We start from the raw sequence: 24,004 nt of genomic DNA, 5'->3' as shown, positions 1-24,004 counted from the left end.
ACACAACTAACCCACAGATTTCCTACACTTTTCCCCCTTACACACACTTTCCATTCACAAAACAAAACTAAAAAAATCAAAAAAAACGCCAGAAAAATCATCTGGCGTCCCTTTTTCCTTAGTTTTCTATGTTTGCCGCCGCAGAAAGCCATGCGTCGTGGAAACGCAGCCTGCTCGCCGCCCCGACACGCCCTAATCCGCAGGCTTTTCGCATCTCTCCGATACCCTCTTCTTCTCCAAGCCCTTTGTCCTGCTGCTCCTTGGCCAAGGCCATTAGAACCGACATCGGAACCTGAGCAGGATCAACACTCTCTCCAGAGTCTCGCTTCAAGACGCTCTCAGGATCGCAGACAACGTCTTCTGTTTGCCAAAAGAAGGTTCCAGCGTCTTCGGTAGTTTTTCCCACGCCATCAGGGATGGCTGTGAGAACTCGCTCCCGGATCTGTCGTCCCGCCCGCGCGAAACCATGTTGTCTCGCGATTTTCTGGATCAGGGCCGTTTCATGCAGAACCCCCTTCTCACAAAGAGCCTGCTGAATCAGAGACTGCAGAACCGGCAGATAGTCATCATCTGTGAAACGCGCCGCATCGGGCTGTGCCGATAATGCCTCTTCACTATCGTCCTCCGGAATATAGGGAGCAGGCACAGCAGCGCTCGTGTCATGAGGGACAAACCCCGCGTAGAGAGATGGCTCTTCTACGAAAGCGCTTTCAGTCTCCGGCACTTCCTGGACCTCAGTATCTGGCTCCTCGACCGGAAGACTAAGTCGGCTTTCTCGTACGGCTTCCAATCTCAGCTTTAGGACTTGATCCAGACGTTCCACCTCGCGGTTCGCATTCAGCCACCAGTCAGTCGACCAAACACGGAAAATCACCCAGCCAAGATTTTCCAGAACGGCCTGACGCAGTCTGTCGCGATCACGCGCGGTGGCACTGCGATGGTAAGTCGCGCCATCGCACTCGACGCCCGCAAGAAAGCTTCCGGGCATGTCCGGGTCCACCACGCCCAGATCAATCCGAAAGCGGGAGACACCTATCTGGGGACGAACATCCCATCCGCGCTGACGCAACAACGCCGAGACTTCGAGTTCAAAGCGGCTTTCTTCTTCTCCGACTGACCCTTGATGCAAACCAGCAAGTGCACCTGCACCGTGCTCTGCAAAAGTCAGGAACTTCCGAAGATGCAGTACACCTTCTGCAGAGCTTCTGGACGGATCGATCTGTTCAGCGCGCAGGGAACCAAAAACAACCAGTTTTTCACGCGCCCGCGTCACAGCGACGTTGAGGCGTCTTTCACCGCCCGCACGATTCAACGGCCCAAACGAAACGTAAGGCGCCCCTTTTAGCTCCGGCGCATAGGTGAGGGAAAAGAACATCACGTCCCGCTCTTCGCCCTGCACATTTTCCAAATTCCGAATCAGGACAGGTTCCGGGCACTCTTCGCTAAAGAACGGCACCAGCGAGGAATCCTCCATCTGGGCCTTTTCCAGCAGATCAGTAATCAGTGTCTGCTGCTCTCCGTTGAACGTTACGACGCCAACGGATTTCTCTCCGGCAGTCTTCAAATGCCTTACAACAGCATCCGCAACAGCTCTGGCTTCTGCGGGATTGGTTCTGCTGCCACCTCTCTGGTAGTTGCCACCCTCCACAAACTGGAAAGAAACAGCTCGATCCTGCGTCACGTTCGAGGGGAACGTGATGAGATCGCCGCCATAATACTGACTGTTGGAAAACGCGATCAGGCTCTCGTGCCTGCTGCGATAGTGCCATTTCAGCGTGATTTCCGGCACACCAGCCGCACGACACTCATCGAGAATGGACTCCATATCGCAGAGTTCGCCGTCTTCGTCCTCATTCTCACTTCGTGCAAAGAAGCTGGTCGGCGGTAGCTGCTTGGGGTCTCCGACCACGATCACCTGTCGGCCACGTCCGATGGCCCCGATGGCATCCCATGTCGGGATCTGCGAGGCTTCATCGAAAATGACCAGATCGAACGGCTCACTATCTGGGGGAAGATACTGCGCTACGGAAAGAGGGCTCATCATGAAGCAGGGCGTAAGCGCTCTCACCGCCCGTGGTGCAGCAGCAGCCAACTGCCGAATCGGCATATGCCGGGCTTTCTTCTGCGCTTCACGATGAATCATCACATACTGTGAGTCCAGCCGTCGAACGTCCTGAGCGGGAATATTACCTGAGAGCCTTGCCCGAATCAGACGCCCTGCCAGACTGGCAGCGTCACCATCCCACGTCTTGAAGCGCTCGATCTGTTCTTCATGCGCCGCGGCAACGAAACCGCGCAGTCGTGGCTGCTCATCAACAGCGGCTGCCAACCGCCATCGGGCGTAAGCGACAGTCAAAACAGATTGAAGATCTTTCGGAGCCACGCGCTCTGCCACAAGCGCCTCTACTAACGGACCCAGTCCCAGACGCTCAGCTGTATGACAGGCCTTTCGCCACGCACACCAGTCCCGCAGATTTTTACCCTGCTCAAGCCAGCCAGTCAGATGTTGAGACAAACGCAGCAGCCAGTCTTCGCCATCTGGCTCGATTGCAAGAAGAGGACTTCCCGCCAGGTCGGCCAAAAGGCTCAGGCTTTCCTCAACAGCCGAAAGTGCCTTCCTGAACCCCGTAATTTTCAGACCTACCGGCCCACTCTCTGCAAGAAGATCACGCCCTTCTGTAAGCAGCTCTCGGATTTGCCGTCTCACAGAAAGCAATCCTGCGAGATCCGGGACGCAGCTTGCCAATGCCGTGCGAATCTCAGTTCCCCAAAGCAGAGCGGCTTCGATCTTGCCAAAATCGGTCGTCACATCACTCCAGAGAGAACCGACAACCTCTCTATGAGATACTCCCTTCAGGTCGCGTTCGAGCGCAGACAGCTCCAGAAGCCGGGACAGCTCATCACTCAAATCGTCCGGCAAGACGCCTTTCGCACTCGCTTCAAGTCGGCGGCGTACAGCTTTCTGAGCACTCCTGCGCGAAAGAAGCCATTTGTCTTCGGAGTCTTTCCACTCACGATGCAAGTCATCCAACGGGAGTGTTTTCGCATCACTCCAACGCACAGCCAGCCCCTGCTCCAGAGTGCAATGACGTGCAATCCGTTCTTTTTCTGCAAGAACAACCTGAGCCTTGTCCTGCGCATCTTCGGAAAGGACCCACGCCCCCCAAGCCGCTTCCGGCCGATACAACAGAGCGCAGAACGACTGGAGCCGATGGAGCTGGGCCAATGATCGGTCAGTTCCAGTCAAACCCAGTACGCGGCACAGATCATCCGTTGCTTGAGACAGCACATCGATCTGCCCTCTCAAGGCCTGACTCTGCTGAAGGATCTGATCCTGCCAGCGAGACGTCCACTCTTCCTGCTCTATTCCCGACAACTGAGGCGACAGGGCATCCCGCCCGAAGCGCTCATAGAGTCCCGCCAACAGACTGGCCGCATTCTTAAGCGACTCCCAGTCTGCTTCAGCATGGGCGTCTGCAGCTGACCATTTCAGAGCAAGCGGATAAGTGCCGTTACGATCAGCCTCCAGAACCACGCCTATGGCCTGATAGGGAGTCCATCCGTTGCTCCACCGCTTATGCAGATCCTGCACATAGGCATTCAGATCCTGGCGGACTGCCATCAGACGGCTTTGGGCCGAGGTCCATTCTGCTGTTGAAAACTCTTCCCTGACCAGTTGAACCTGCTGAAACTGTTCCAGAACTGCGCCGCGCCCAGCCTGAGGCGAAAACAGATCCAGGCAGAACTCACTCAGCCCTACAGAACGCAGACGATTCCGTACGACTTCCAGCGCAGTTCTTTTTTCTGCGACGAACAGGACCGTCTTACCCCGTCCCAGCGTATCAGCGATGATATTGGCAATCGTCTGGCTTTTGCCGGTTCCCGGCGGACCGATCAGGACAAAGTTTTCACCCGCCGCCGCCCGGGCAACGGCGGTCAATTGGGACGAGTCAGCTTCCATGGGACAAAGCAGGGAAGCCTCATCCAGAGCGTTATCCAGCGATTTTTGCTCCTCGAACAAGGCCGTGGAGAAGCCAGTTCCGGTGCTATCAGCTTCTAAAACCCCATCCAGCAGACGACTGGCAACCGGGTTAATACGCAACGCGTCCCGTCTTTCCTGCAAATCCTTCCACATGAGGAACTTGGCGAAAGAGAGGGTGGTCAGGCTGACACGTTCCTGCACTTCCCATTGCGGGAGCTGGCGGATTTTTGCACGGAAAATGTCAAAGATGCGCGCAACGTCCAAGCCAGCCTCATCCTGAGGAAGCTCTCCTTCCAGTTCAGGAAACCGCATGGCGAAATCCTGCCGAAGAACTTCCAGAAGACTGCCATTCACCCGACTTTCGTCTGTATGGGCGCGCAAGCGGAATGGAGCGTTAATGCTGCTACGTTCCAGAATAACGGGGACCAGAATCAATGGGGCTCTCGTCTTGCGATCCCGCCCACGAGGTTCCCACACAAGTTCTCCCAGAGTCAGGAAAAGTGTGTTTGCCCCTCCTTCCTGCGCAGCCGCACGCGCCTTGCGATAGATTTCTGTAAGAGCGGACTGTAAGCCAGCTTCATCCCGGGCAACCAGCAGTTCACCGTGCTCCAGAGCCTCTGCGGCAATAGCCCTGTGCTGATCGTCATGATGACGCTGCTGATGGAGCACAGCACTCCTCGGGTCAGACCCATCCATCAGTTCGGGACGAGCTCGAAGCCTGAGCGCTGGTTTCCGTTCCCCTCCCCGCATTTCTGCCAGACGGTCTTCCAACCTTCCCGGATCTGCACAGCAGATCTCGATGATCTGCTTTTCAGAGCGTGGCAGGTTCAGAAGGCGGCTTCGGCCTGAAATATCCAGTAGCCGCTTACACCAGCGATCCAAACGGGATTCCGGTGTCTCTTCGTTTTCATGGTCTCCGAGTTCTTCCCGGAGATCAGGCGCTGCTTTCAACTGAGGCGTGGCAGAAGTCTCTACATCATCGCTCTCGGCCGGATCAGTATTAGGCAAAAGCGATGACAACGGCCGAATGCGGCGCAGTCGGGCACGGTGGACGTCTATGACCTCTTCAAATTTCGAGGCTTCACCATCATCCTGAAGCTGGGCAAGCCCACGCTCACATGCCTTTGCGAAATCCGGGCAAGACGCTGCCGTTACAAGCGTTGTCTCGAACACACAGACATCATCAAGGGCTACCCTGTTCCGCAGTCCAGGCAGATCCTGAATGACTGAGGTTCCAGACTGCTCTCGAGATAGCCATAGACCAGCAAACGCGTGGCCTTTGAGCATGATCAGTAATGGCCGCAAGCCAACGGCTTCTAGGCAGGACGCAAACAGTAAGGCTGTATCCAGACAAGTCGCCAGTCGGTCTTCCACAATCTGAGTGGGAAGACGCACCCTTTGGCCAGCCTCCACAAAAGAGGCCGGGGGACTGACATACGTAATGTTTAAGCCAGCGATTGCGCACCAGATCGCCTGTGCCTGTTCCCACGCCCGCTTTCGACCGCCTTGGTATCCTTCCAATGAGCCACTGTGGCCGGCCTGCTGTAGAAGAAGAGAAGCTGAACGGAGAATTTTTGCGACAGCAGGATCATTCGGTAGAACGAAGGCAGCAAGCAGATCGGGCAGCCCCTGTAATCCGCCCCATTCGCTCCGGCAGCGGACAGTCAGAGGAAGAACGCGTTCGAGAAGCGTTGCCCGCGCACCATGGGGCTGTACCTCCGAGACTGTAAAATGAACTTCAGCGCGCGCTGCTTCACTCAGCGAGGCGAGATAGGCGCCATCCAGTTCCACATCGAGGCGCTCTAACGCCCGAAACTGTCCCATTCCGAGAGACTGAATTCGCCAGGAGGTTGTTCGGAGCACACTGGGCTTGGAATGCAGCGTAATCTCAACATCTGAGAGATCCCGATCTGCAAGATTACGAACCGCAAGCTCAAGCAAAACTGGGACGCTGTTTTCCCAGAGAGCACTACTGACGCTCTCCCGGACGACAACCGTCAGCTCGACGATATCTTCTGCAATTGGTTCAGATGTCGCGCCTTCTTCCCGCTCTGCATCTATTACATCCCCTGCACATTCGATTGCCTCTACAGGGGCGAGATCAACGCCCTCGGACATAATTTCTGTGTCAGGAGAAGAGTCCGTCATTACGCGCCACCATCACTTGGTAAAGTCTGGACGGCAGCATACAGGAAGCTTGCGGACAAAGAAAAACCCACCCAGTCAACTGACCGGGTGGGTTCTTCCTGTTTTCATAGATGCTGCGTTCAGCCTCAGACTGAAGCAGGACCTTCAACAGCTTCCAGTTCAGCGCGAACGCTCTGGATTTCACGGCTGAGACGGTCATGCGCATCAGTATCGTTCGGCTCGATCTGGGCCCATGTGGTTTCCAGATCCCGCAGACGATCACGGGCATCATCCGCAGACAGCTCGCTCATGAGCTGAGCAGAATCTGCCAGAATGGTGCAGTGCTCTGCGCCCATATCTGCGAAACCACCGCCCACGAAATAACGGTCGACGATCTTGTCGCCTTCATACAGGGCCACGACGCCACCACGCAGCTGAAGCATCAGCGGTGCACGGTCCGGCATGGCTGCAATATCGCCCTCCATGCCCGGGACCACCGCCATGTCGACCTGACGGTCAACAAGGCGCTTTTCCGGGCTGACGATCTCGATGCGTAGGGGCATCAGGATCAGGCCTCCTGCTTCATCTTCTCGGCCTTGGCGATGGCCTCGTCAATGTCGCCAACCATGTAGAACGCGCCTTCTGGCAGGTGATCGTATTCACCGTTTACAACGGCCTTGAAGGAACGAATCGTGTCTTCCAGAGCAACCAGCTTGCCAGGTGCGCCCGTGAACACTTCAGCCACATGGAACGGCTGGGACAGGAAGCGCTGGATGCGACGTGCACGGCCAACGATCTTCTTGTCTTCTTCAGACAGCTCATCCATGCCCAGGATCGCGATGATGTCCTGCAGACCCTTGTAGGTCTGAAGCGTCTGCTGAACCTTACGAGCGATGTCGTAGTGTTCCTGACCGACGATCTTCGGGTCAAGCGAGCGGGACGTGGAGTCCAGCGGGTCAACAGCCGGGTAGATGCCCATTTCTGCGATCGAACGGTTCAGCACCGTCGTGGCATCAAGGTGAGCAAAGGTCGCAGCAGGCGCCGGATCGGTCAGATCGTCAGCAGGAACATACACGGCCTGAACGGACGTGATGGAGCCCTTCTTGGTGGACGTGATGCGCTCCTGAAGGGCACCCATTTCCGTTGCCAGCGTCGGCTGATAGCCCACGGCGGAAGGAATACGGCCCAGCAGAGCGGACACTTCCGAACCAGCCTGCGTGAAGCGGAAGATGTTGTCCACGAAGAACAGAACGTCCTGACCTTCTTCGTCACGGAAGTATTCTGCGAGTGACAGACCCGTCAGAGCAACGCGGGCACGTGCTCCCGGCGGCTCGTTCATCTGGCCATAGACCAGAGCAACCTTGGAGCCTTCCGTGGAACCGTCTTCAGCGATCTTGATAACGCCAGCGTCCTGCATTTCGAAATACAGGTCGTTACCTTCACGGGTACGCTCACCCACACCTGCGAACACGGACACGCCACCGTGTGCCTTCGCGATGTTATTGATGAGTTCCTGAATAATAACGGTCTTGCCAACGCCTGCGCCACCGAACAGGCCAATCTTGCCGCCCTTCAGGTACGGGCAAAGAAGGTCAACGACCTTGATGCCTGTTACGAGAATTTCGGACGCAGCAGCCTGCTCCTCGAAGGACGGAGCCTTGCGATGGATCGGGAAATACTTGTCGCTAACGATCGGACCACGTTCGTCAATGGCTTCGCCAATGACGTTCAGGATACGACCAAGTGTAGCCGGGCCAACCGGAACCATGATCTGCTTGCCAGTGTCACGGACTTCAGCGCCACGGCTCAGGCCGTCCGTCGTGTCCATGGCAATGCAGCGGACCTGACGCTCACCGATTTCCTGTGCAACTTCCAGAACAAGCGTGTGATCGCCGTTCTGAACATGAAGGGCGTTCAGGATAAACGGAAGATCGCCTTCGAACTGCACGTCAACAACCGGGCCACGCACCTGCGTGACACGGCCGACGACGTTATTTGCAGCCGGGGCAGAAGGGTTAAGAGTCTCAGACATCGGTTCGTCTCCTGCGTGATCTCAAACGGCTTCTGCGCCGGAGATGATCTCGATCAGTTCATTGGTAATGTTGGCCTGGCGCGTACGGTTGTACTTCTGGGACAGACGGTCGATTGCCTTGCTGGCATTCCGGCTCGCGTTGTCCATAGCCGTCATCCGTGCACCTTGCTCACCTGCTGCACTCTCCAGCAGGGCAGAGAAAATCTGCACCTGAAGATTGCGTGGCAGAAGATTGGCCAGGAGCGTAGCCTCATCGGGCTCGAATTCGTATTGGGCAGCCTCGGCAGGCGCCGCATTGTCATTTTCCGCGACGGACAGAGGCACCAGCGGGAGCTGGATGGCAATCTGCGTCATCGCGTTGACGAAGCGGTTGTAGATCAGCGTGCAGCGATCAATCTCGCCGGCTTCAAGCATGGCGACAATCTTCTTGCCCACATACTCAGCCTTGTCGAAACCGACGTCACGGCCTTCCGTCCCTGCCACGCGCTCAACCACCAGATCCGGATATTCCTTTGCAAGAATATCAGCACCCTTACGGCCAACCGGCAGAAGACGCACTGTCCGGCCCTCATCCCGCAGTGTGCGGATCAGCTGACGCGCACTCCGAACGATGTTGGCGTTAAAGCCACCCGCCAGACCACGATCCGAAGTCAGGACCACAACAAGATGGACCTGATCCTTACCCGTACCGCCCAGCAGCGTCGGCAGGCTGGACGCGTCAGCGCCGCGGCTTGCCGCTGCCAGTTCCGCCATCATGCGGCCCATGGCCTCGGCGTAGGGACGAGCCGCCTCAGCCTGGGACTGGGCGCGTCGCAGCTTGGATGCTGCGACCATTTTCATGGCGTTCGTGATCTTGCGCGTCGATTTGACGCCCGTGATCCGACCGCGCAGTTCCTTCAGCGAAGCCATGGACTATCCTCAGGCTGCAAAGCGCTTACCGAAAGCTTCGAGCAGCTCCTTGAGCTTGCCTTCCGTCTCCGGCTTGATCTGGCGATCGTTGCGGATGGCCGTCAGAATACCGGCGCCAGCGCCACGCATTTCCGTCAGCAGTGCAGCCTCGTAGGCCACAACCTTATCCACGGCGATCGGATCAACATATCCACGGGTACCAGCGAAAAGAACAACAACCTGTTCTTCAACCGGAAGCGGGGACGTCTCAGGCTGCTTCAGCAGCTCGACCAGACGTGCACCACGATCAAGCTGCTTGCGCGTTGCAGCATCCAGATCGGAAGCGAACTGCGAGAACGCAGCCATTTCACGATACTGAGCCAGCTCAAGCTTGATCTTGCCAGCAACCTGCTTCATCGCCTTGATCTGAGCGGCCGAGCCCACACGGGACACAGAACCACCGACGTTCACAGCCGGGCGGATACCCTTGTAGAACAGGTCCGTCTCAAGGAAGATCTGACCGTCGGTGATGGAAATCACGTTGGTTGGGATGTATGCAGCCGTGTCACCAGCCTGCGTCTCGATGACTGGCAGAGCCGTCAGAGAGCCACCGCCGTTGGCATCAGACATCTTGGCTGCACGCTCGAGAAGACGGGAGTGCAGATAGAACACGTCACCCGGGAAAGCTTCACGTGCCGGCGGACGGCGCAGCAGCAGTGACATCTGACGGTATGCAACAGCCTGCTTCGACAGGTCATCGTAGCAAGCCAGAGCATGCATGCCGTTGTCACGGAAGTACTCACCCATGGCGCAAGCCGTGTAGGGAGCCAGATACTGCATTGGTGCAGCATCAGAAGCCGTGGCGGCAACGACGATGGAATATTCCATCGCGCCCTGCTCCGTCAGCGTACGAACCAGGTTTGCAACCGTGGAGCGCTTCTGACCAACTGCAACATAAATGCAGTAAAGAGACTTCTTCGGGTCGCCTTCGGCATTGACAGGCTTCTGGGCCACAATGGTGTCAACCAGGATCGCCGTCTTACCGGTCTGACGGTCACCAATGATCAGCTCGCGCTGGCCACGCCCGATCGGCACCAGAGCGTCAATGGCCTTGATGCCCGTCTGCATCGGCTCGCTGACCGACTGACGTGGCATGATGCCCGGAGCCTTCACTTCAGCGCGGCGATATTCGACGTCCGTCAGCGGGCCACGACCGTCGATCGGGTTACCAAGGCCGTCAACAACGCGACCAAGGAGCCCCTTGCCAACCGGAACTTCAACAACGGACTTCGTGCGAAGAACCGTGTCACCTTCACGGATTTCGTCGCCATCACCGAAAATCACGATACCGACGTTGTCGGCTTCGAGGTTCAGCGCCATGCCCTTGAGGCCAGAGCCTTCAAACTCGACCATTTCGCCAGCCATGACATTCGTCAGGCCGTAAACACGAGCAATGCCGTCACCAATCGACAGGACCGTGCCCGTCTCGGAAACGGTCTCGACCTTGTCGAAAGACGCGATCTGCTGCTTGAGGATGTCCGAAATCTCAGCGGGACGGATATCCATCACGCGGCTCCCTTCATGGCGTTCTGCAGGCGAGTCAGGCGCCCGGCGATCGAAGTATCAAACAATGTAGAACCGACACGTACAGTCATGCCGCCAATCAGGGAGGCATCTGTACGTTCGATCATGGACACGCGGCTGTAACCCGCTTCGGCCAGACGGCCCTGAAGCTGGCTGCGCTGCATGTCAGTAAGAGGCTGAGCGGAGCGGATTTCTGCAACGGTTTCGCCGCGGAGGCTCGCATCAAGGGCCAGCACGCCATCTAGAATAGAAGCGAGATCAGCAAGACGGTGGTTAGCAGCAATCACGCCGACGAAGCGACGGACGGCATCTCCGAAACCGAGTTTCTCGGTCAGGGCACCAGCTACCTTGCTTGAACGATGCGCATCAAGGCGGGAGTCCGCAAGGAACGTCCGCAGGTCAGCACTCTGGGAAATCGCATCGCGAAGTCCCCGAACCTGAGCCAGCACATCAGAAAGCGCTCCCTGCTCTGAGGCATAGTCGTAAAGCGCTCGGGCATAGCGTTGAGCCAAGCCACCTGTGGGTCCCATCTGCGGCACCTGTGTCACCGTCACACGCGTGTTCCGTCTCACTTTTCCGCCGCAGGATGCGGCCGGAACCGGCTTATCCGGTCCCTTGCTTCCAAATCCGTTGGGATTCAGGCACACACGACCCTACGCAGGATTCGTCTGAACCCGGTCCTCCACTTGGCGCCGCCTCTAGCACGTCCCCATGATCCAGTGCAACCGAGGCAGAGCTACAACCTTACCGCACAACTAAATTTTTCAGCGTAACACTGCTCTTTGCAGGCAAATTCTTCATTCCCAAAAACAGTAGCGCGCATGCCAGCCTGCTGCTGTCAGGGAGAGCTCAGAATTTCTACAATTTTGCGGAAGTGCTTCACAATCATTGGGGACTGTGTTCAGGCAGAGATAAAACGCCGGGCATCGAGCAAGAGAGTTGCGGAGTATGCAATCAGCTCACAGGAACTGCGGCCAGACGCTTGGCAGAGCAGAAAAGGCACATACGAAATACCCAGCTCTGATTAGTCGCTTGGATCAGTTTTTTTGGGGAACCTGCTGGAGCGGGCGAAGGGAATCGAACCCTCCTCAGAAGCTTGGAAGGCTACTGCATTACCACTATGCTACGCCCGCCCTTAGGTTGCCGGTGTCATACTCCATTCCTCAGCATCCTCGCAAGAGGGGGAATGCCAGAAATGAAAAATATGAACCTAGATGCTTATGGGTACTTGACTTTCATCTCTGAACATTATCTTTTCCGCCCCACTGTCGTTGGTGTATCACAGTCTTTGTGGTACCCCCGATGATAGGGGCGTAGCTCAATTGGCTAGAGCGTCGGTCTCCAAAACCGAAGGTTGTGGGTTCGAGACCCTCCGCCCCTGCCACCCCGCTTTACCGGATAGCTTTTCCGGCACCGGGACGCGGATTTTCATTTGATTCGAGGACGATGGTGTCGGTCACTACCCCGAAAGACGAGTCGCGTAAGACGGCGCCTCATAAAAACGGATCCGGCTTCAATCTGGGCACGTATATCAAAGACGTGCGCAACGAAGCCAAGCGGGTTACGTGGCCTACACGTCGTAACACCCTCATTACGACGGGTGCGGTGCTTGCCATGGTTACCGTGACCTGCATCTTCTTCTTCATCGTGGATCAGGTCATTGGCCTGGGCGTCCGCGAGCTGTTTGGCGTTGGAGGCTAGGTCCGCAGCATGGCAAAACGTTGGTATGTTGTGCATGTCTATTCCGGGTTCGAGAAAAAGATCGCGAGCCACATTCAGGAGCAGGCTGCACAGAAGGGCTTATCTGACCATTTCGAGCAGATCCTTGTCCCATCTGAAGACGTGACGGAAATGCGCCGGGGCCGTAAGGTCAATTCAGAGCGCAAGTTCTTCCCGGGCTACGTTCTTGTGAAGATGGAACTGACAGATGATGCATGGCATCTCGTCAAGGACACCCCCAAGGTCACCGGCTTTCTGGGAACGCGTAATCGCCCAACCCCGATTACGGCTGCAGAAGCAGACCGGATCATGAAGCAGGCTCAGGAAGGTGTGGAACGTCCACGTTCTGCCCTCACCTTCGAGATCGGCGAGCAGATCCGCGTTGCAGACGGCCCGTTCACGTCCTTTACGGGCATGATCGAGGAAGTGGACGAAGAACGTCAGCGTCTCAAGGTCAGCGTTTCCATCTTCGGTCGTTCGACCCCGGTGGACCTGGACTTCACGCAGGTTGAGAAGCTCTAATCTCTTCTGCTGAGACGATATGAATAAAAAAAAGGCTCCCATTTGGGAGCCTTTTTTTTATTGCCTCAAGTAGTCCCTCTTACCGGCTTGTGGAGGGAAGTGATCGCAGCCGGGAAGCCGCATGATCCGCGAGAACGGACAGCCCCTGACTGAGAGATGCCACCAGCTTACCGGTATTAAGCTGCGCACTCTCAGGAGATTGCCAGGCAAACGCTTCAGTCAAAACGGGACCAATCATTTTTTGCGCAGGGTGAACAGACACTGCCCCCGTGATATAGGCCCGCCCCACTGAATCAGCTTCGAAGTTCCGAATCGTCACCTCTACGTAAGCTGTCGGGGTTGTTGTCACCGCATCTCCTTGTGACACGACCGCCGTGCCCGGAAGACGCTGCGCTAAATCAGTCGTGAGCGTCTGAGCAATCATATCGGGAAGCGCTTCACTCCAGCTATCACCCGTAGCCAGCTTGGTCTGGTAATCCCGATTTTGCCGGACGATCGTATCCCGATCGAGACGCAAAGGGACAACAGGCGTCCGGACCTCTACGACGACTGGTCCACCGCCCTGAGCCGCTCCAGATATGGGTGACAGCGTATAAAGGGTGGGGTCACTGCTACAGGCTGCCAGAGCAGCCGATAAACCAACCATGCATCCCACGGACAAAAGGCGCATACGAAAAGACGAATATTTTGCCATGGGGTCAGTTCCTGCGGCCTGTAATGAGTGCTGATGGGTGATGTCCCAGATAATCCGTCAGAAAGCGCAGCGAGCGCGCCATCTGCGTCATCTGTGTAATCATACCCTGAAGGCTACGATGGAAATCCGTATCTCCACCGTAGGCCCCCAGAAGAGTCTGGGCGTTGGTCAGAGTTCCTTGCAGCGCAGTCATAAGCTCTGGAAGATGCTGATTTGCGTTTTTGCTCAAGGCGTCCAGATTTTGGAGAGAATTACGCAGGGCAACCAGAGACTGCGTCACCTCACGGCTGTTCAAACGACCATCCGCATGAGCGATCAGGTCATTAACGTGCTCACCAATCTGCGTAAGCGGCATCGCGGCAATTTTGTCTGTGATGGTGGAAACAGATTCCATGATCCCATCCATGCCACCTGGCTGACTGGGCAGTACTGCTATGTCACCCTCATACGTCATGGCGACAGGTGGCGTGTTCTTCACGAATTGTAGGCCGATCAGAGACTCACCCGTCAGGAAGCTGGCACTTTGCACAGAAGCGCGCAGACCATTGGCCACAAACGCCGCAAGGTATTCCTTGGCGCGCGCAAGCTGGCTTTCATTCCATTCCGGCATCATGCGCTCAGGCTCGATCTGCATTTCCACACGCACTTTCGGGTGCGCCTGCGGAGAGGGCATCTGCAGCTTTACGGACGTAACCGTACCAACCTGCAAGCCAAACAGGCTGACCTGACTTCCGACAGCCAGCCCCTTCACGGACGTGTCGATATACGTCACGACACGAAGACGTTGATGATACCGGGCACTCTCTGCGTCAGCCTGACTGGTATAGAGCTTGAAAACTGAGTTTGCAGGCGCGACCGGAGCATTAATGGCATTTCGGTTATCCGGCAGGCCAAACGCCACCCCGCCGGAAAACAGCGCTTGCAGCGACTGCATCTGAACCTTCAGACCACCCGCACCAAGCCCAACCTGAATACCCGAGACATTCCAGAAGCGGCTGTCGGTCCGCAGGTAGTGGTCATATGGAGACTTGATGAAGACCTGCACAACGATCGGCCCCTCGCCGCCTGGCGGCATGGTATAACCGAGCACATCACCAACAGGCACATCCCGGAAGAAGACAGGAGCTCCCTCGCCCAGTGAGCCCAGAGCTGGCGACACAAGCCAGAATGTTGTTCCAGGCTGATCAGAACGAACGCCAGGAGCAGCTTCAAGGCCGCGGAATTCGGTTTGATAGTGCTGTCCGGATGTTCCAGGATCAATGGCAATATAGGCACCGGAAATCAGTGTATCGAGCCCGGTAATGCTTGCACCATTAATACGTGGCCGCACGACCCAGAAGCGTGTGCTGTCCGTCAGGATATGAGCACTATTTGCGTTCATCTGAACCTTGACGCTCACATGGCGCATGTCACGGCTCAGGGTAATTTCCTGAACCGTACCCAACGTCACGGCCTTGTTCTTGACCTGAGTCTGGCCAGGGGTCAGGCCATCCGCTGTATCGAAGGTAATCGTGATTTCGGGTCCACGCGTGGCAAAATGCTTCCAGGCCAGCCAGCCAGAAATCAGAATGGCCAGAACCGGAATTAGCAGGATCAGGGAGAAGCGGGTTCGGCGTACCGGAGCTTCCTCCGGAAAGGCCGGCTGCTGCCCGCGATCATTTCGGGAATCGCTCACGCGCTTTCAGGCTCCATATGAGAGGTATCAGAAGAAGGAACGGGGCCATCAGGTGCCCGCTTGTCAGGAAGAGTACGGCCCGCCGCATCCGTAGGGACGGAGCTGTTCAGACCGGCCGCATCCCACATTGACCGAGGGTCAAACAGTTCCACGGCAAAAATGGTCAGGATCACGACCAGTGCAAAGCAAATCATTCCGGGATCGGCAGCGACATTGGCCAGAAAGGCAAAATGTACGACCGCACAGAGAATAGAGATCATAAAAACGTCGATCATCGACCAACGTCCAATAATGTCCACCATGCGATAGAGCTTCCCAAGCAACGGCAACTGCCACCGGGACCGCAGCTTTGTGCTGATGATCATAAAGCTCAGGGCCAGAATTTTCAGCACCGGAACGGTAATGCTGGCGAACAGAACCAGCAGGGCCAGAGGCACCATCCCAGCCTGCCACAGCTCGATAACACCACTGATAATTGTACTGGGCGCCCCCGAGCCTACCTTTGTGTAGGTCATGACCGGCAACATGTTGGCCGGGATGTAGAAAATAACGCCTGCAATCAGGAGACAGGTTGCCGATGCGAGGCTCTGCCTTTTACGCCGCCGCAGAATCTGGTCACACCTCGGACAATCTCCCATATCAGCCTCCTGCAAGACAGGGTGATCGAAGGCGACCACCAGTCCGCATGCGTGACAGGAGAGCATGTGCTCAACAGGAGGAAGCGCGTCTTCATGGGCATCCAGATGGGTGACATCCAGAACACGCCCGCGATGACCATCCACCCTCTTCCGCAAATCGCGGTTATTCCAAATGAGGTCATCATCGAAGGTGGAATCCATGGCAGCCATCGTCAGCATCAGGCCACCCAGCAGGTATACCCCTGGCTGCAAATCAACGAGAGCAAGATCAACCAGCTTGGTATAGGCAACCAGAACGCCCAGGACATAGACTTCCACCATGGACCAGCCCCGAAGGCGGTCATACCAGGTCAAAAGTCTTGGGGTCCAATCCGGCATATGGGGACGAGATGCGCCGTACAGCACAGCTCCCATCAGAGCAATGACAATCCCCGGCATGGCCAGAGTTGTCAGTCCAACCAAGAAAGACATGGTGTTGTAGCCCTGATGCGCCAGCTCGATAGGACCAGACATCAGGGCAACCGTGTTCTCACGCCCATAGACATTTAGCGTCATGAGGGGGCTGATCAAAAGAGCAATATAGAGCGCTGCTGAAGCCACACAGAAAGCAGCGGGCGCTCCGATGACAGAGGTCTTGCGCCGCCGCACAATCTGCGCACCACATCGCTCGCACTCAGCCAGGAAACCCGGCTTGAGTTCCGGAACTCTCTGGAACAACCCACAGACAGAGCATTCGTGCAGACCTTCCACGACATGCAACGCCGCACGTGGGCGCTGCGGGCTCCGGGAAAGATTGACGGCATTCTGCCAAAGACGTTTATGAAAACGGTCAGTCATGACGCTCCTAACCTAACGCATGGAGCCGCCATAAGACAGTGCAGCCAGCACGAAGTGGCCCACGCATCAGGATCTGATGCCGGATGGTAGACCCATTTTAGAGCATTTGCCCAGAGCCAGAAAATTTTCCGGCAATATTTTGACAAAAAACCAGGCGCTGCAGTTTGCAACAACACTGAATGTGTTTGCCTACATGCTTATCTATTCTGATTCTGAGGGGGAATGCCTCGATGGTGCCGGAGAAGAGATTCGAACTCCCGACCCCATCATTACGAATGACGTGCTCTACCAGCTGAGCTACACCGGCGCATCCATCGAGGTGGGCGCGTTTTAACTAACGCTTTTGAACTTGGCAAGCCCTTAATGAAAGAAAACCATCTTACATTCTATGAAAACGTCACATCTGACAGCACAATCAGGCAAAACTCCAACCACGCTAACGCGTAAAGGCATCATACACCTTGTTTTCAGGAGGACAGACCATGCCGCGTGGAGACAAATCAGCCTACACGGACAAACAAAAACGTCAGGCTAAACATATTGAAGAAAACTACGAAAAGCACGGCGTCTCAAAGAAAGAAGCCGAAAGCCGTGCTTGGGCGACCGTCAACAAAGAAAGTGGCGGCGGCAAGAAAAGTGGGTCAGGCCGGAAAAAACACCCGAAAGATTAAATCCGGCCCAATCTGGGTAATAAATGTTTCAGGCGGCATCCCAAGCGGCACGGGCAGCATCAACTCCAGCGCCACGCGGCAGACTGACACCCTCGCCTGCAAGAACAGCCTCAAACGCGGCCAGCGTTAGCAGAACCTTGTGCTTCTGCGCATTTACACCCATAGCGCCAATACGCCAGATCTTGCCGGTCAGTGGGCCGAAAGACGAGACGATCTCGATTTCAAAGTCCTTGCGCATCAACTCGCGAACACGGGCATTATCAACCCCTTCCGGAACCCATACGCCAGTCACATTGGTCATCCGCGTAGCATCGTCGCCATAGACGCGCAGCCCCATCGCCCGCAGACCGGCCACCATGGCCCGTCCAGCACGCGTATGACGTGCGACACGAGCATCCACACCTTCCTCAACCACGATCCGAGCAGCCTCGCGGGACGCATAAAGCATGGACGTCGCTTCGGTGTGGTGATTCATCCGTGCTGGAGACCAGTAATTCATGAGCATCGCCAGATCGAAGTAATTCGACTGAATTACCGGCCCCTCGCCCTGCGGCTGGCCCGTAGCAATACCCGCCTCATCATGGCGCCGACGCAGAATAGCCTCCACGGCACGATCCGACAGCGTGATCGGTGCAGATCCCGGCGGTCCGCCCAGGCATTTCTGAAGCCCGGCAGTTGCGACATCAATGTTCCAGGCGTCCGTCTTGAACTCCATTCCGCCCAGCGTGGCAGTCGCATCGACATACAGAAGGACATTATGACGGCGGCAAATAGCACCGATTTCTGCGAGTGGCTGGGCCGTTGTGGTGGACGTATCGCCATGAACGGTCGCCACAAGGCCAGGCTTGTGTTCGATGATGGCAGCTTCGATGGCGGCGGGGTCAACGACCTGTCCCCACTCCACATCCACAGTGCAGGGAATGCCACCACACCGGTGAACAATCTCTGTCAGCAGAAGACCAAAGCGCCCGATCCGCGGAATAAGCACCTTCATGCCCGGAGAAACCAGCGAAACCAGAGCAGCCTCAATGGCCGAGCGGGCGGAACCGTTGATCAGCAGCGTCCAATGTTTTTTTGTCTGAAAGACTTCCCGGTACAGCGCCATGGTCTCGTCCATGTAAGCCGTCATTTCCGGGTCCATCTGGCCAATAACGTCCGTTGCCATGGCTCGTAGAATGCGTGGGTGCACATTGGCAGGCCCTGCACCCATCAGCAGGCGCGACGGCGGATCAATTTGAGCAAAAGACGAAGTCATGACTGATATTCCTTGACGAAAGCGAGCAGGGCGCGATGGGCGAGTTCAACATCTTCCACAAGCACCGTCTCATCTGGATGATGGCTCAGGCCACCCGGACTGCGAATAAACAGCATACCCATCGGGCAGAAGCCTGCCATAGCCATGCTGTCATGCCCGGCGCCACTGAGAAGCCGTGGGGCGGAACGCCCTGTCACCGTTTCAACAGCCGAAGCGAACCGTTCAATGATTCGCGGGGAGCAAGCAGCCGCTGCCAATTTCTGTGGAGCTGAAAAGGAAACCTCTAGTCCGCGCCGGTTCGCAATGTCCCGAATATCGGACCTGATGCCCTCCGCCAGTGCGTCACGGAGTTCATTGGAGCCTGCACGCATATCCAGTGAAAACCAGACATCTCCGGGAATGACGTTAGAAGTGTTGGGCGTCACTTCCATCTCTCCAACCGTTGCCACGAGATTTCCGGCCCCGTTCAACCCACGCTTTTCTACTGCCAGCATCATCTCCGCAGCCCCGGCTAGTGCATCGCGGCGCAGAGTCATCGGCGTAGTACCAGCATGATCGGCCTGCCCTTTGACCATGACGCGCTGGCGGGTCTGGGCAGCGATCGCGGTCACGACGCCCAAAGGCTCATCCGCAGCTTCCAGACAAGGGCCCTGTTCAATATGCGGTTCGATAAAGGCCAGAATATCCTCTGCTCGGCGCGTTGCATTCTTTAGCTGCGACGGGTCCAGGCCATATGACAGCATCGCTTCAGCAACCGTCATGCCTTGAGAATCCGTTACGCCCTGAGGAACGGCACTGATCTCCCCCGTCATCGTTCGGGAGCAGATCATGGGAACAGGAAACCGGGATCCTTCCTCGTCACCAAACCCAACCACCTCGATCGGGAATGGAAGGCGTGTGTCCTGTTCCTTCAAGGCTGCAACCAGCTCGATTCCCAGCATCACCCCGAGGTTGCCGTCAAAAGCTCCCCCATTCCGCACCGTATCAAGATGCGAACCAATCAGGAGAACCGGGGCCTTTGGGTTCGTGCCCTCATAGCGACCAACCAGATTACCCACGGCATCCGTTCGCACATCCATACCCGCTTCTTCCATCCAGATCTGGACCTGAGCGAGGGTATGCCGATAAGATGTTCCGAGCCAGTAACGGAAAAGGCTACCAGCCGTCTCGCTGAATGGAGGTTCAACGAGAATGCGGCACCGTTGAACGGCACGGGCTCCGTGGGCTGTCATTTTGTCTCCACCAGAAGGACGTACAATCTTGGATAAAGTTTGCGCTCATAACGGGACCAGATCAAGTTGACCTCGTGATAAAACTCACCCCACATATTCGCATGAAAGATCAAACCCACCTTGATCCCATGCATCTTCAGTCGTTTTTGGCGGTCGCAGAAACTCTGCATTTCACGTCTGCCGCTCAGATGCTGGGTGTCAGTCAGTCGACCATCAGCCAGCATGTCAGCCGACTGGAAGAGCAACTGGGCACCCGTCTCCTGGCACGCAGCACCAAGACCGTCCGCCTCACGGAAAACGGCACGGCCCTCGTCTCATTAGGGCAACGCCTTCTGCAGGTTGAAGACAGTCTGTTTGCCTATTTTCGGGATGGTACACCGCGCGGCACCATACGGCTGGGGGTAACGGAAGACCTGCTCTTAACGCGTTTCCCGGAAATTCTGGGTGTCTTTCGCGCTGCCCATCCGTCTCTTCAGATCACAATGACAGTCGGGCTCAGTGCGTCCCTGACGCGCCTTCTGGACAATGACGAAATTGATCTGCTCTGCGGTATGCGGCGCTCTTCCGAAACGCATGGTCAAAAGCTCTGGACCGAAGAGTTACGGTGGTTTGGCCCAGCGCAAACGCCATTCACAGAAGGCCAGTCCATTCCACTGGTGACTTTCCCTGAAGGCAGCGTGACCCGGCGCCTTGCGATCGAAGCCCTGAACCGTGCCGAACAGCCGTGGCACATCGCGTTCACCAGCGGCAATCTGAGCGCGATTCTGGCTGCCGTCCGGGCAGGATACGGCATTACGGCACAACCCGGGTTTCTGCGAGAGACTGAGGGGCTTTCCCTCTACGAGACGCCCTCGCTCCCGCTTGTCCCGAATGTCGATTTCATTGCGGCCACACGTCATCAGACGGCTCAGGGGCCAGAAGAGCTGCTGATCCAGACTTTGTGTGACCATATCTCCCGCCTCCAATCTTCCTCTCCTTCCTGACGGGTATTTTCCATGCAGACGCCCAATTCTCTCCGCGGGATGGTGACATCCCCCCATCACCTCGCAAGTCAGGCTGGACTGGACGTCCTGAAGGATGGCGGAACAGCTATTGAAGCCATTGTAGCAACGGCCGCCGCACTGGCTGCGGTCTACCCCCACATGACAGGCCTCGGCGGGGACTCGTTCTGGCTGATTTCCTATCCGAACGGACAGACCATCGCGATTGATGCCTGCGGACGGCTGGCCAGAAATGCCACGCTGGATCTGTATGCTCAGGCTGGTCACAGCGTCATCCCTTGGCGGGGCGGTCTGGCGGCCAATACCGTCGCGGGAACGGTCTCTGGATGGGAAGCAGCCCTGAAAGAAAGTGCCAAAGAACAGCCCTCCCTCCCGCTAGATCGCCTCCTGCGCGATGCCATCCATTATGCCAGCACCGGACGCGTCGTTTCGGAGAGCGAAGCCGCACTTCTGAAGGAAAAGCAGGCAGAGCTTTGTGGAAACGAGGCTTTTCGGTCTTTCTGCATCCCTGACGATATTCCCTGGCAGGAAGGAGAAATTCAGACCTCCCCTATTCTGGCGGCTACACTGCGAAGCCTCGCTCATTATGGTCTGCGAAGTTTTTATGAGGGCGATCTGGCAAAAGGCATGGCGGCCGATCTTGAGGCCGCTGGCAGCCCCCTGCGTCTGGAAGACTTCCTGTCTCATCGCGCTGAAGTCAAAGCGCCGCTGGATGTTCAGACTTCGATGGGGACGCTCTATAATATGGCACCCCCAACACAGGGGGCAGCCTCTCTGTTGATACTCGCGCTGGAAGATCGTCTTCCACAATGCGACGCACCGGAAAGCTATGAACACCTTCACGGACTGATCGAGGCCACGAAGCAGGCTTTTCGTTACCGAAATCGCGAAATCGATGGCCGCTCAACTGCGGAAGACGATATTCGCGCCCTTCTGCAAGACCCGTCAGCGCTCGACAAAATGGCCGCCCGCATTTCCATGACAGAAGCATTTCCCTGGACGGAAGAAACCCAGTGGGGCGACACGACGTGGATGGGTGCCATCGATAGCAATGGTGTAGCCGTCAGCATGATCCAGAGCCTTTATTTCGAGTTCGGCTCCGGTGTGATGCTGCCGCAAAGCGGTCTGTTCTGGCAGAACCGTGGATCTTCATTCCGCCTGAAACCCTCTGGCTGGAACTGCCTGCTTCCCGGCTCAAAGCCTTTCCACACCCTGAACCCCGCCGCTGCGCGTCTCAATGATGGCCGCGTCATGGTTTACGGAACCATGGGGGGTGAAGGCCAACCCCAGACACAAGCCGCCGTTTTCAGCCGCTATGCCCGACATGGCGTCCCACTACAGGAGGCAATTTTCCGTCCCCGCTGGCTCCTGGGTCGCACATGGGGGCAGGAAAGTACGTCGCTAAAACTGGAGCCTGGATTTGATCCGACCGTAGTTCAGGCTCTTCAGGATGCAGGGCATGTGATTGAGCAGCTTCCTGGCATGTCATCCATCATGGGACATGCCGGAGCCATCGTAAGGCACGCGAATGGTCGCCTAGAAGGGGCCACGGACCCACGCAGCGATGGGTCCGTGGCGGCCTGGTAACTTCAAGAGAAGGAGGCGCTCCTGTAAAAGCGCCTCCTTCTCATACTCAGACCAATCGAGCTTCGGCAGTTCCATCCCGCTCAAGGGATTCCCCTAGAGCCAGCAGCAGATCTTCCCTGCCCGGGCGCGCAATAAGCTGAGCTCCCAGAGGTAGTCCTGCCGTTTTCATCGGGATCGTCAAAACCGGGAAGCCTGCCAACGTCAGCGGTTGCGTATAAAGCCCCAGATTGGCACGCGCAGAGACCATTTTACCCCCTACTTCAATCAATGGCTGATCAAAGCGTGGTGCCTCACCCACCACAGCAGGCGCCAGCAGAATATCTGCATCAGCAAACGCCTCATGCATCCGTGCGCGGAACCAGTTTCTCAGACGATGCGCCTGAAAAATCAGGGAAGCCGGCAAAAGGGCGCCTGCAAGCAGACGGTCACGCACCGACGGATCGTAATCTTTCGCCTGTGTGCGCAGCCGATGCAGATGCAATGCTGCTCCTTCCGAGGCGCTGATCACGAAAGCAGACGCTCTCGCCCGCGCGACTTCAGGGAGTTCCACCGTGTTTTTGGCACCAAGCCGGGCCGCCAGTGCGTCTACTGCCTCCTGCATGGAAGCGGACATGTTCTCCGCAAACCATCCACCCAGGCGCGCCACTTTCAAGCCACCAACATCAACAGGTGCGTTTTCCGTCCGTACCAATGCCTCAAAACATGCTCTCAAGCCGCCCGCACTGTCCGCAAAAGGCCCAACTGTGTCGAGGCTGGCAACAAACGGGTAGCTACCCTCAATTGGAAAACGCCCCTGCGTTCCCCGAAGCCCCCAAACGCCACACAAAGAGGCTGGAACACGGATGGACCCGTTGGTATCGGACCCCAGACCAAGCGAAAACAGGCGCGCTGCCACCCCAGCCGCCGATCCACCAGACGAACCACCCGCCAGATGATCCGACGCATGAGGGTTGCGCGTGACGCCATGGTGGGCATTGTCCGTCGCAAAGCCGTAAGCAAATTCGTCCATGTTGGTCAGAGCTACAGGAATAGCTCCAGCTTCGATCAGACGTGCCACGAGTGCGGCATCCCGCGTCGCAGGCGGATCATTTGCCAGCACCTTCGAACCCGCTGTCGTAACCTGACCGGCCACATCAAACAGATCCTTGATCCCAAATGGAACACCCGCCAAAGCGCCAGGATCACGGCCTTCCGCAACAGCAGAATCAACCGCAGCGGCAGCGGCAAATGCACGATCCGTAAGGGGACGCGTGACGCAATTCAATGCTCCATCCCGCTCGGCGATGTCTGCAAAAACCGCTTTGGTTACGTCTGTTGCAGATAACTCGCCGCTTCGAACACGCGCAGCAATGTCCAGCGTGCGAAATTCAAGCCCGCTCATGGTTCGTACTCGAACGCAGGTTCAAGCCTGTCGGACAGTTCCAATCCCTCAATCAGGGTTGCGTAGGAACGCAGAAGGTCGAGGTTCATCCGAACCCCCTTATGAAATTCAGCGGGTATCACAAGGCCATTTGCCTTTGCGAGCACCTCGATCTCGTTATCTTCCAAAAGATTCATGCT

At 56.7% G+C, this 24,004-nt stretch carries 17 protein-coding genes, 3 tRNA genes and 1 pseudogene; 6 read left to right on the top strand and 15 right to left on the bottom strand.

The window, feature by feature from the left end; genetic code table 11:
* Nucleotides 1-118: 118 nt before the first annotated feature.
* The 7 genes from JN414_RS12225 to JN414_RS12195 form a co-directional block, all read right to left on the bottom strand.
* Complete coding sequence (locus tag JN414_RS12225; RefSeq protein ID WP_202208116.1) at nucleotides 119-6,130, bottom strand: DUF4011 domain-containing protein; 6,012 nt, start codon at nucleotides 6,128-6,130, stop codon at nucleotides 119-121.
* 125 nt (nucleotides 6,131-6,255) lie between these two features.
* Nucleotides 6,256-6,672: an ATP synthase F1 subunit epsilon gene (atpC, locus tag JN414_RS12220; RefSeq protein ID WP_046900215.1), complete on the bottom strand. Its 417-nt coding sequence runs from the start codon at nucleotides 6,670-6,672 to the stop codon at nucleotides 6,256-6,258.
* 5 nt (nucleotides 6,673-6,677) lie between these two features.
* On the bottom strand, nucleotides 6,678-8,141 hold the full coding sequence (atpD, locus tag JN414_RS12215; protein ID WP_099213283.1) for a F0F1 ATP synthase subunit beta: 1,464 nt from the start codon (nucleotides 8,139-8,141) through the stop codon (nucleotides 6,678-6,680).
* Nucleotides 8,142-8,162: 21 nt separating this feature from the next.
* The gene (locus JN414_RS12210; protein WP_046900217.1) at nucleotides 8,163-9,050 is read right to left on the bottom strand and encodes a F0F1 ATP synthase subunit gamma; all 888 of its coding nucleotides are present in this window, start codon (nucleotides 9,048-9,050) and stop codon (nucleotides 8,163-8,165) included.
* 9 nt (nucleotides 9,051-9,059) lie between these two features.
* Nucleotides 9,060-10,595 (bottom strand): F0F1 ATP synthase subunit alpha, encoded by a 1,536-nt coding sequence (atpA, locus tag JN414_RS12205; protein ID WP_046900218.1) that lies wholly within the window; start codon nucleotides 10,593-10,595, stop codon nucleotides 9,060-9,062.
* Entirely contained in the window at nucleotides 10,595-11,167 is a 573-nt protein-coding gene (gene atpH, locus JN414_RS12200; RefSeq protein WP_064274294.1) for an ATP synthase F1 subunit delta, read from the bottom strand. The genes atpA and atpH overlap by 1 nt, the downstream gene beginning before the upstream one ends.
* A gap of 505 nt (nucleotides 11,168-11,672) precedes the next feature.
* Nucleotides 11,673-11,746, bottom strand: a tRNA-Gly gene (locus JN414_RS12195).
* 174 nt (nucleotides 11,747-11,920) lie between these two features.
* Between JN414_RS12195 and JN414_RS12190 the strand changes: the two genes are divergently transcribed.
* The 3 genes from JN414_RS12190 to nusG all read left to right on the top strand — a co-directional run bounded on the left by JN414_RS12190 (nucleotide 11,921) and on the right by nusG (nucleotide 12,854).
* A tRNA-Trp gene (locus JN414_RS12190) sits at nucleotides 11,921-11,997 on the top strand.
* Between the two features lie 62 nt (nucleotides 11,998-12,059).
* The gene (secE, locus tag JN414_RS12185; protein ID WP_232309136.1) at nucleotides 12,060-12,314 is read left to right on the top strand and encodes a preprotein translocase subunit SecE; all 255 of its coding nucleotides are present in this window, start codon (nucleotides 12,060-12,062) and stop codon (nucleotides 12,312-12,314) included.
* A 9-nt stretch (nucleotides 12,315-12,323) separates the two neighbouring features.
* Nucleotides 12,324-12,854, top strand: a complete 531-nt coding sequence (gene nusG, locus JN414_RS12180) for a transcription termination/antitermination protein NusG (RefSeq protein ID WP_046900219.1) — start codon at nucleotides 12,324-12,326, stop codon at nucleotides 12,852-12,854.
* Nucleotides 12,855-12,933: 79 nt separating this feature from the next.
* On the opposite strand, the gene JN414_RS12175 is transcribed toward nusG, so the two are convergent.
* The 4 genes from JN414_RS12175 to JN414_RS12160 all read right to left on the bottom strand — a co-directional run bounded on the left by JN414_RS12175 (nucleotide 12,934) and on the right by JN414_RS12160 (nucleotide 17,005).
* Complete coding sequence (locus JN414_RS12175) at nucleotides 12,934-13,548, bottom strand: membrane integrity-associated transporter subunit PqiC (protein ID WP_202208115.1); 615 nt, start codon at nucleotides 13,546-13,548, stop codon at nucleotides 12,934-12,936.
* A 4-nt stretch (nucleotides 13,549-13,552) separates the two neighbouring features.
* Nucleotides 13,553-15,223 carry an intermembrane transport protein PqiB gene (locus JN414_RS12170; RefSeq protein ID WP_202208114.1) on the bottom strand — a complete coding sequence of 557 codons (1,671 nt, stop codon included), beginning with the start codon at nucleotides 15,221-15,223 and terminating at the stop codon, nucleotides 13,553-13,555.
* Nucleotides 15,220-16,698 (bottom strand): paraquat-inducible protein A, encoded by a 1,479-nt coding sequence (locus JN414_RS12165; protein WP_202208113.1) that lies wholly within the window; start codon nucleotides 16,696-16,698, stop codon nucleotides 15,220-15,222. The genes JN414_RS12170 and JN414_RS12165 overlap by 4 nt, the downstream gene beginning before the upstream one ends.
* A 231-nt stretch (nucleotides 16,699-16,929) precedes the next feature.
* Nucleotides 16,930-17,005, bottom strand: a tRNA-Thr gene (locus JN414_RS12160).
* Between the two features lie 175 nt (nucleotides 17,006-17,180).
* Between JN414_RS12160 and JN414_RS12155 the strand changes: the two are divergent.
* Nucleotides 17,181-17,348: pseudogene (locus JN414_RS12155) on the top strand (plasmid stabilization protein); the annotation flags it as partial.
* Between the two features lie 49 nt (nucleotides 17,349-17,397).
* Here the strand turns inward: JN414_RS12155 and JN414_RS12150 are convergent.
* The gene (locus JN414_RS12150; RefSeq protein ID WP_202208111.1) at nucleotides 17,398-18,624 is read right to left on the bottom strand and encodes an alanine--glyoxylate aminotransferase family protein; all 1,227 of its coding nucleotides are present in this window, start codon (nucleotides 18,622-18,624) and stop codon (nucleotides 17,398-17,400) included.
* Nucleotides 18,621-19,856: an allantoate amidohydrolase gene (locus JN414_RS12145; RefSeq protein WP_202208110.1), complete on the bottom strand. Its 1,236-nt coding sequence runs from the start codon at nucleotides 19,854-19,856 to the stop codon at nucleotides 18,621-18,623. The genes JN414_RS12150 and JN414_RS12145 overlap by 4 nt, the downstream gene beginning before the upstream one ends.
* Before the next feature lie 101 nt (nucleotides 19,857-19,957).
* Between JN414_RS12145 and JN414_RS12140 the strand changes: the two genes are divergently transcribed.
* Nucleotides 19,958-20,839 carry a LysR family transcriptional regulator gene (locus JN414_RS12140; RefSeq protein WP_202208109.1) on the top strand — a complete coding sequence of 294 codons (882 nt, stop codon included), beginning with the start codon at nucleotides 19,958-19,960 and terminating at the stop codon, nucleotides 20,837-20,839.
* Between the two features lie 39 nt (nucleotides 20,840-20,878).
* Complete coding sequence (locus JN414_RS12135; protein ID WP_304599242.1) at nucleotides 20,879-22,444, top strand: gamma-glutamyltransferase family protein; 1,566 nt, start codon at nucleotides 20,879-20,881, stop codon at nucleotides 22,442-22,444.
* A 46-nt stretch (nucleotides 22,445-22,490) separates the two neighbouring features.
* Here JN414_RS12135 and JN414_RS12130 read toward each other — a convergent pair whose 3' ends face one another.
* Together JN414_RS12130 and JN414_RS12125 are read right to left on the bottom strand one after the other, a co-directional pair.
* A complete protein-coding gene (locus JN414_RS12130; RefSeq protein WP_202208107.1) occupies nucleotides 22,491-23,825 on the bottom strand; it encodes an AtzE family amidohydrolase in 1,335 nt (444 codons plus the stop codon).
* Nucleotides 23,822-24,001 (bottom strand): DUF4089 domain-containing protein, encoded by a 180-nt coding sequence (locus JN414_RS12125; RefSeq protein WP_202208106.1) that lies wholly within the window; start codon nucleotides 23,999-24,001, stop codon nucleotides 23,822-23,824. The genes JN414_RS12130 and JN414_RS12125 overlap by 4 nt, the downstream gene beginning before the upstream one ends.
* Nucleotides 24,002-24,004: the final 3 nt, after the last annotated feature.

The organism is Gluconobacter sp. Gdi, from assembly GCF_014132155.1.
Taxonomy (GTDB): domain Bacteria; phylum Pseudomonadota; class Alphaproteobacteria; order Acetobacterales; family Acetobacteraceae; genus Gluconobacter.
The sequence above is the reverse complement of the archived record's forward strand: the minus strand, read 5'-3'. Positions and strand labels throughout refer to the sequence as shown.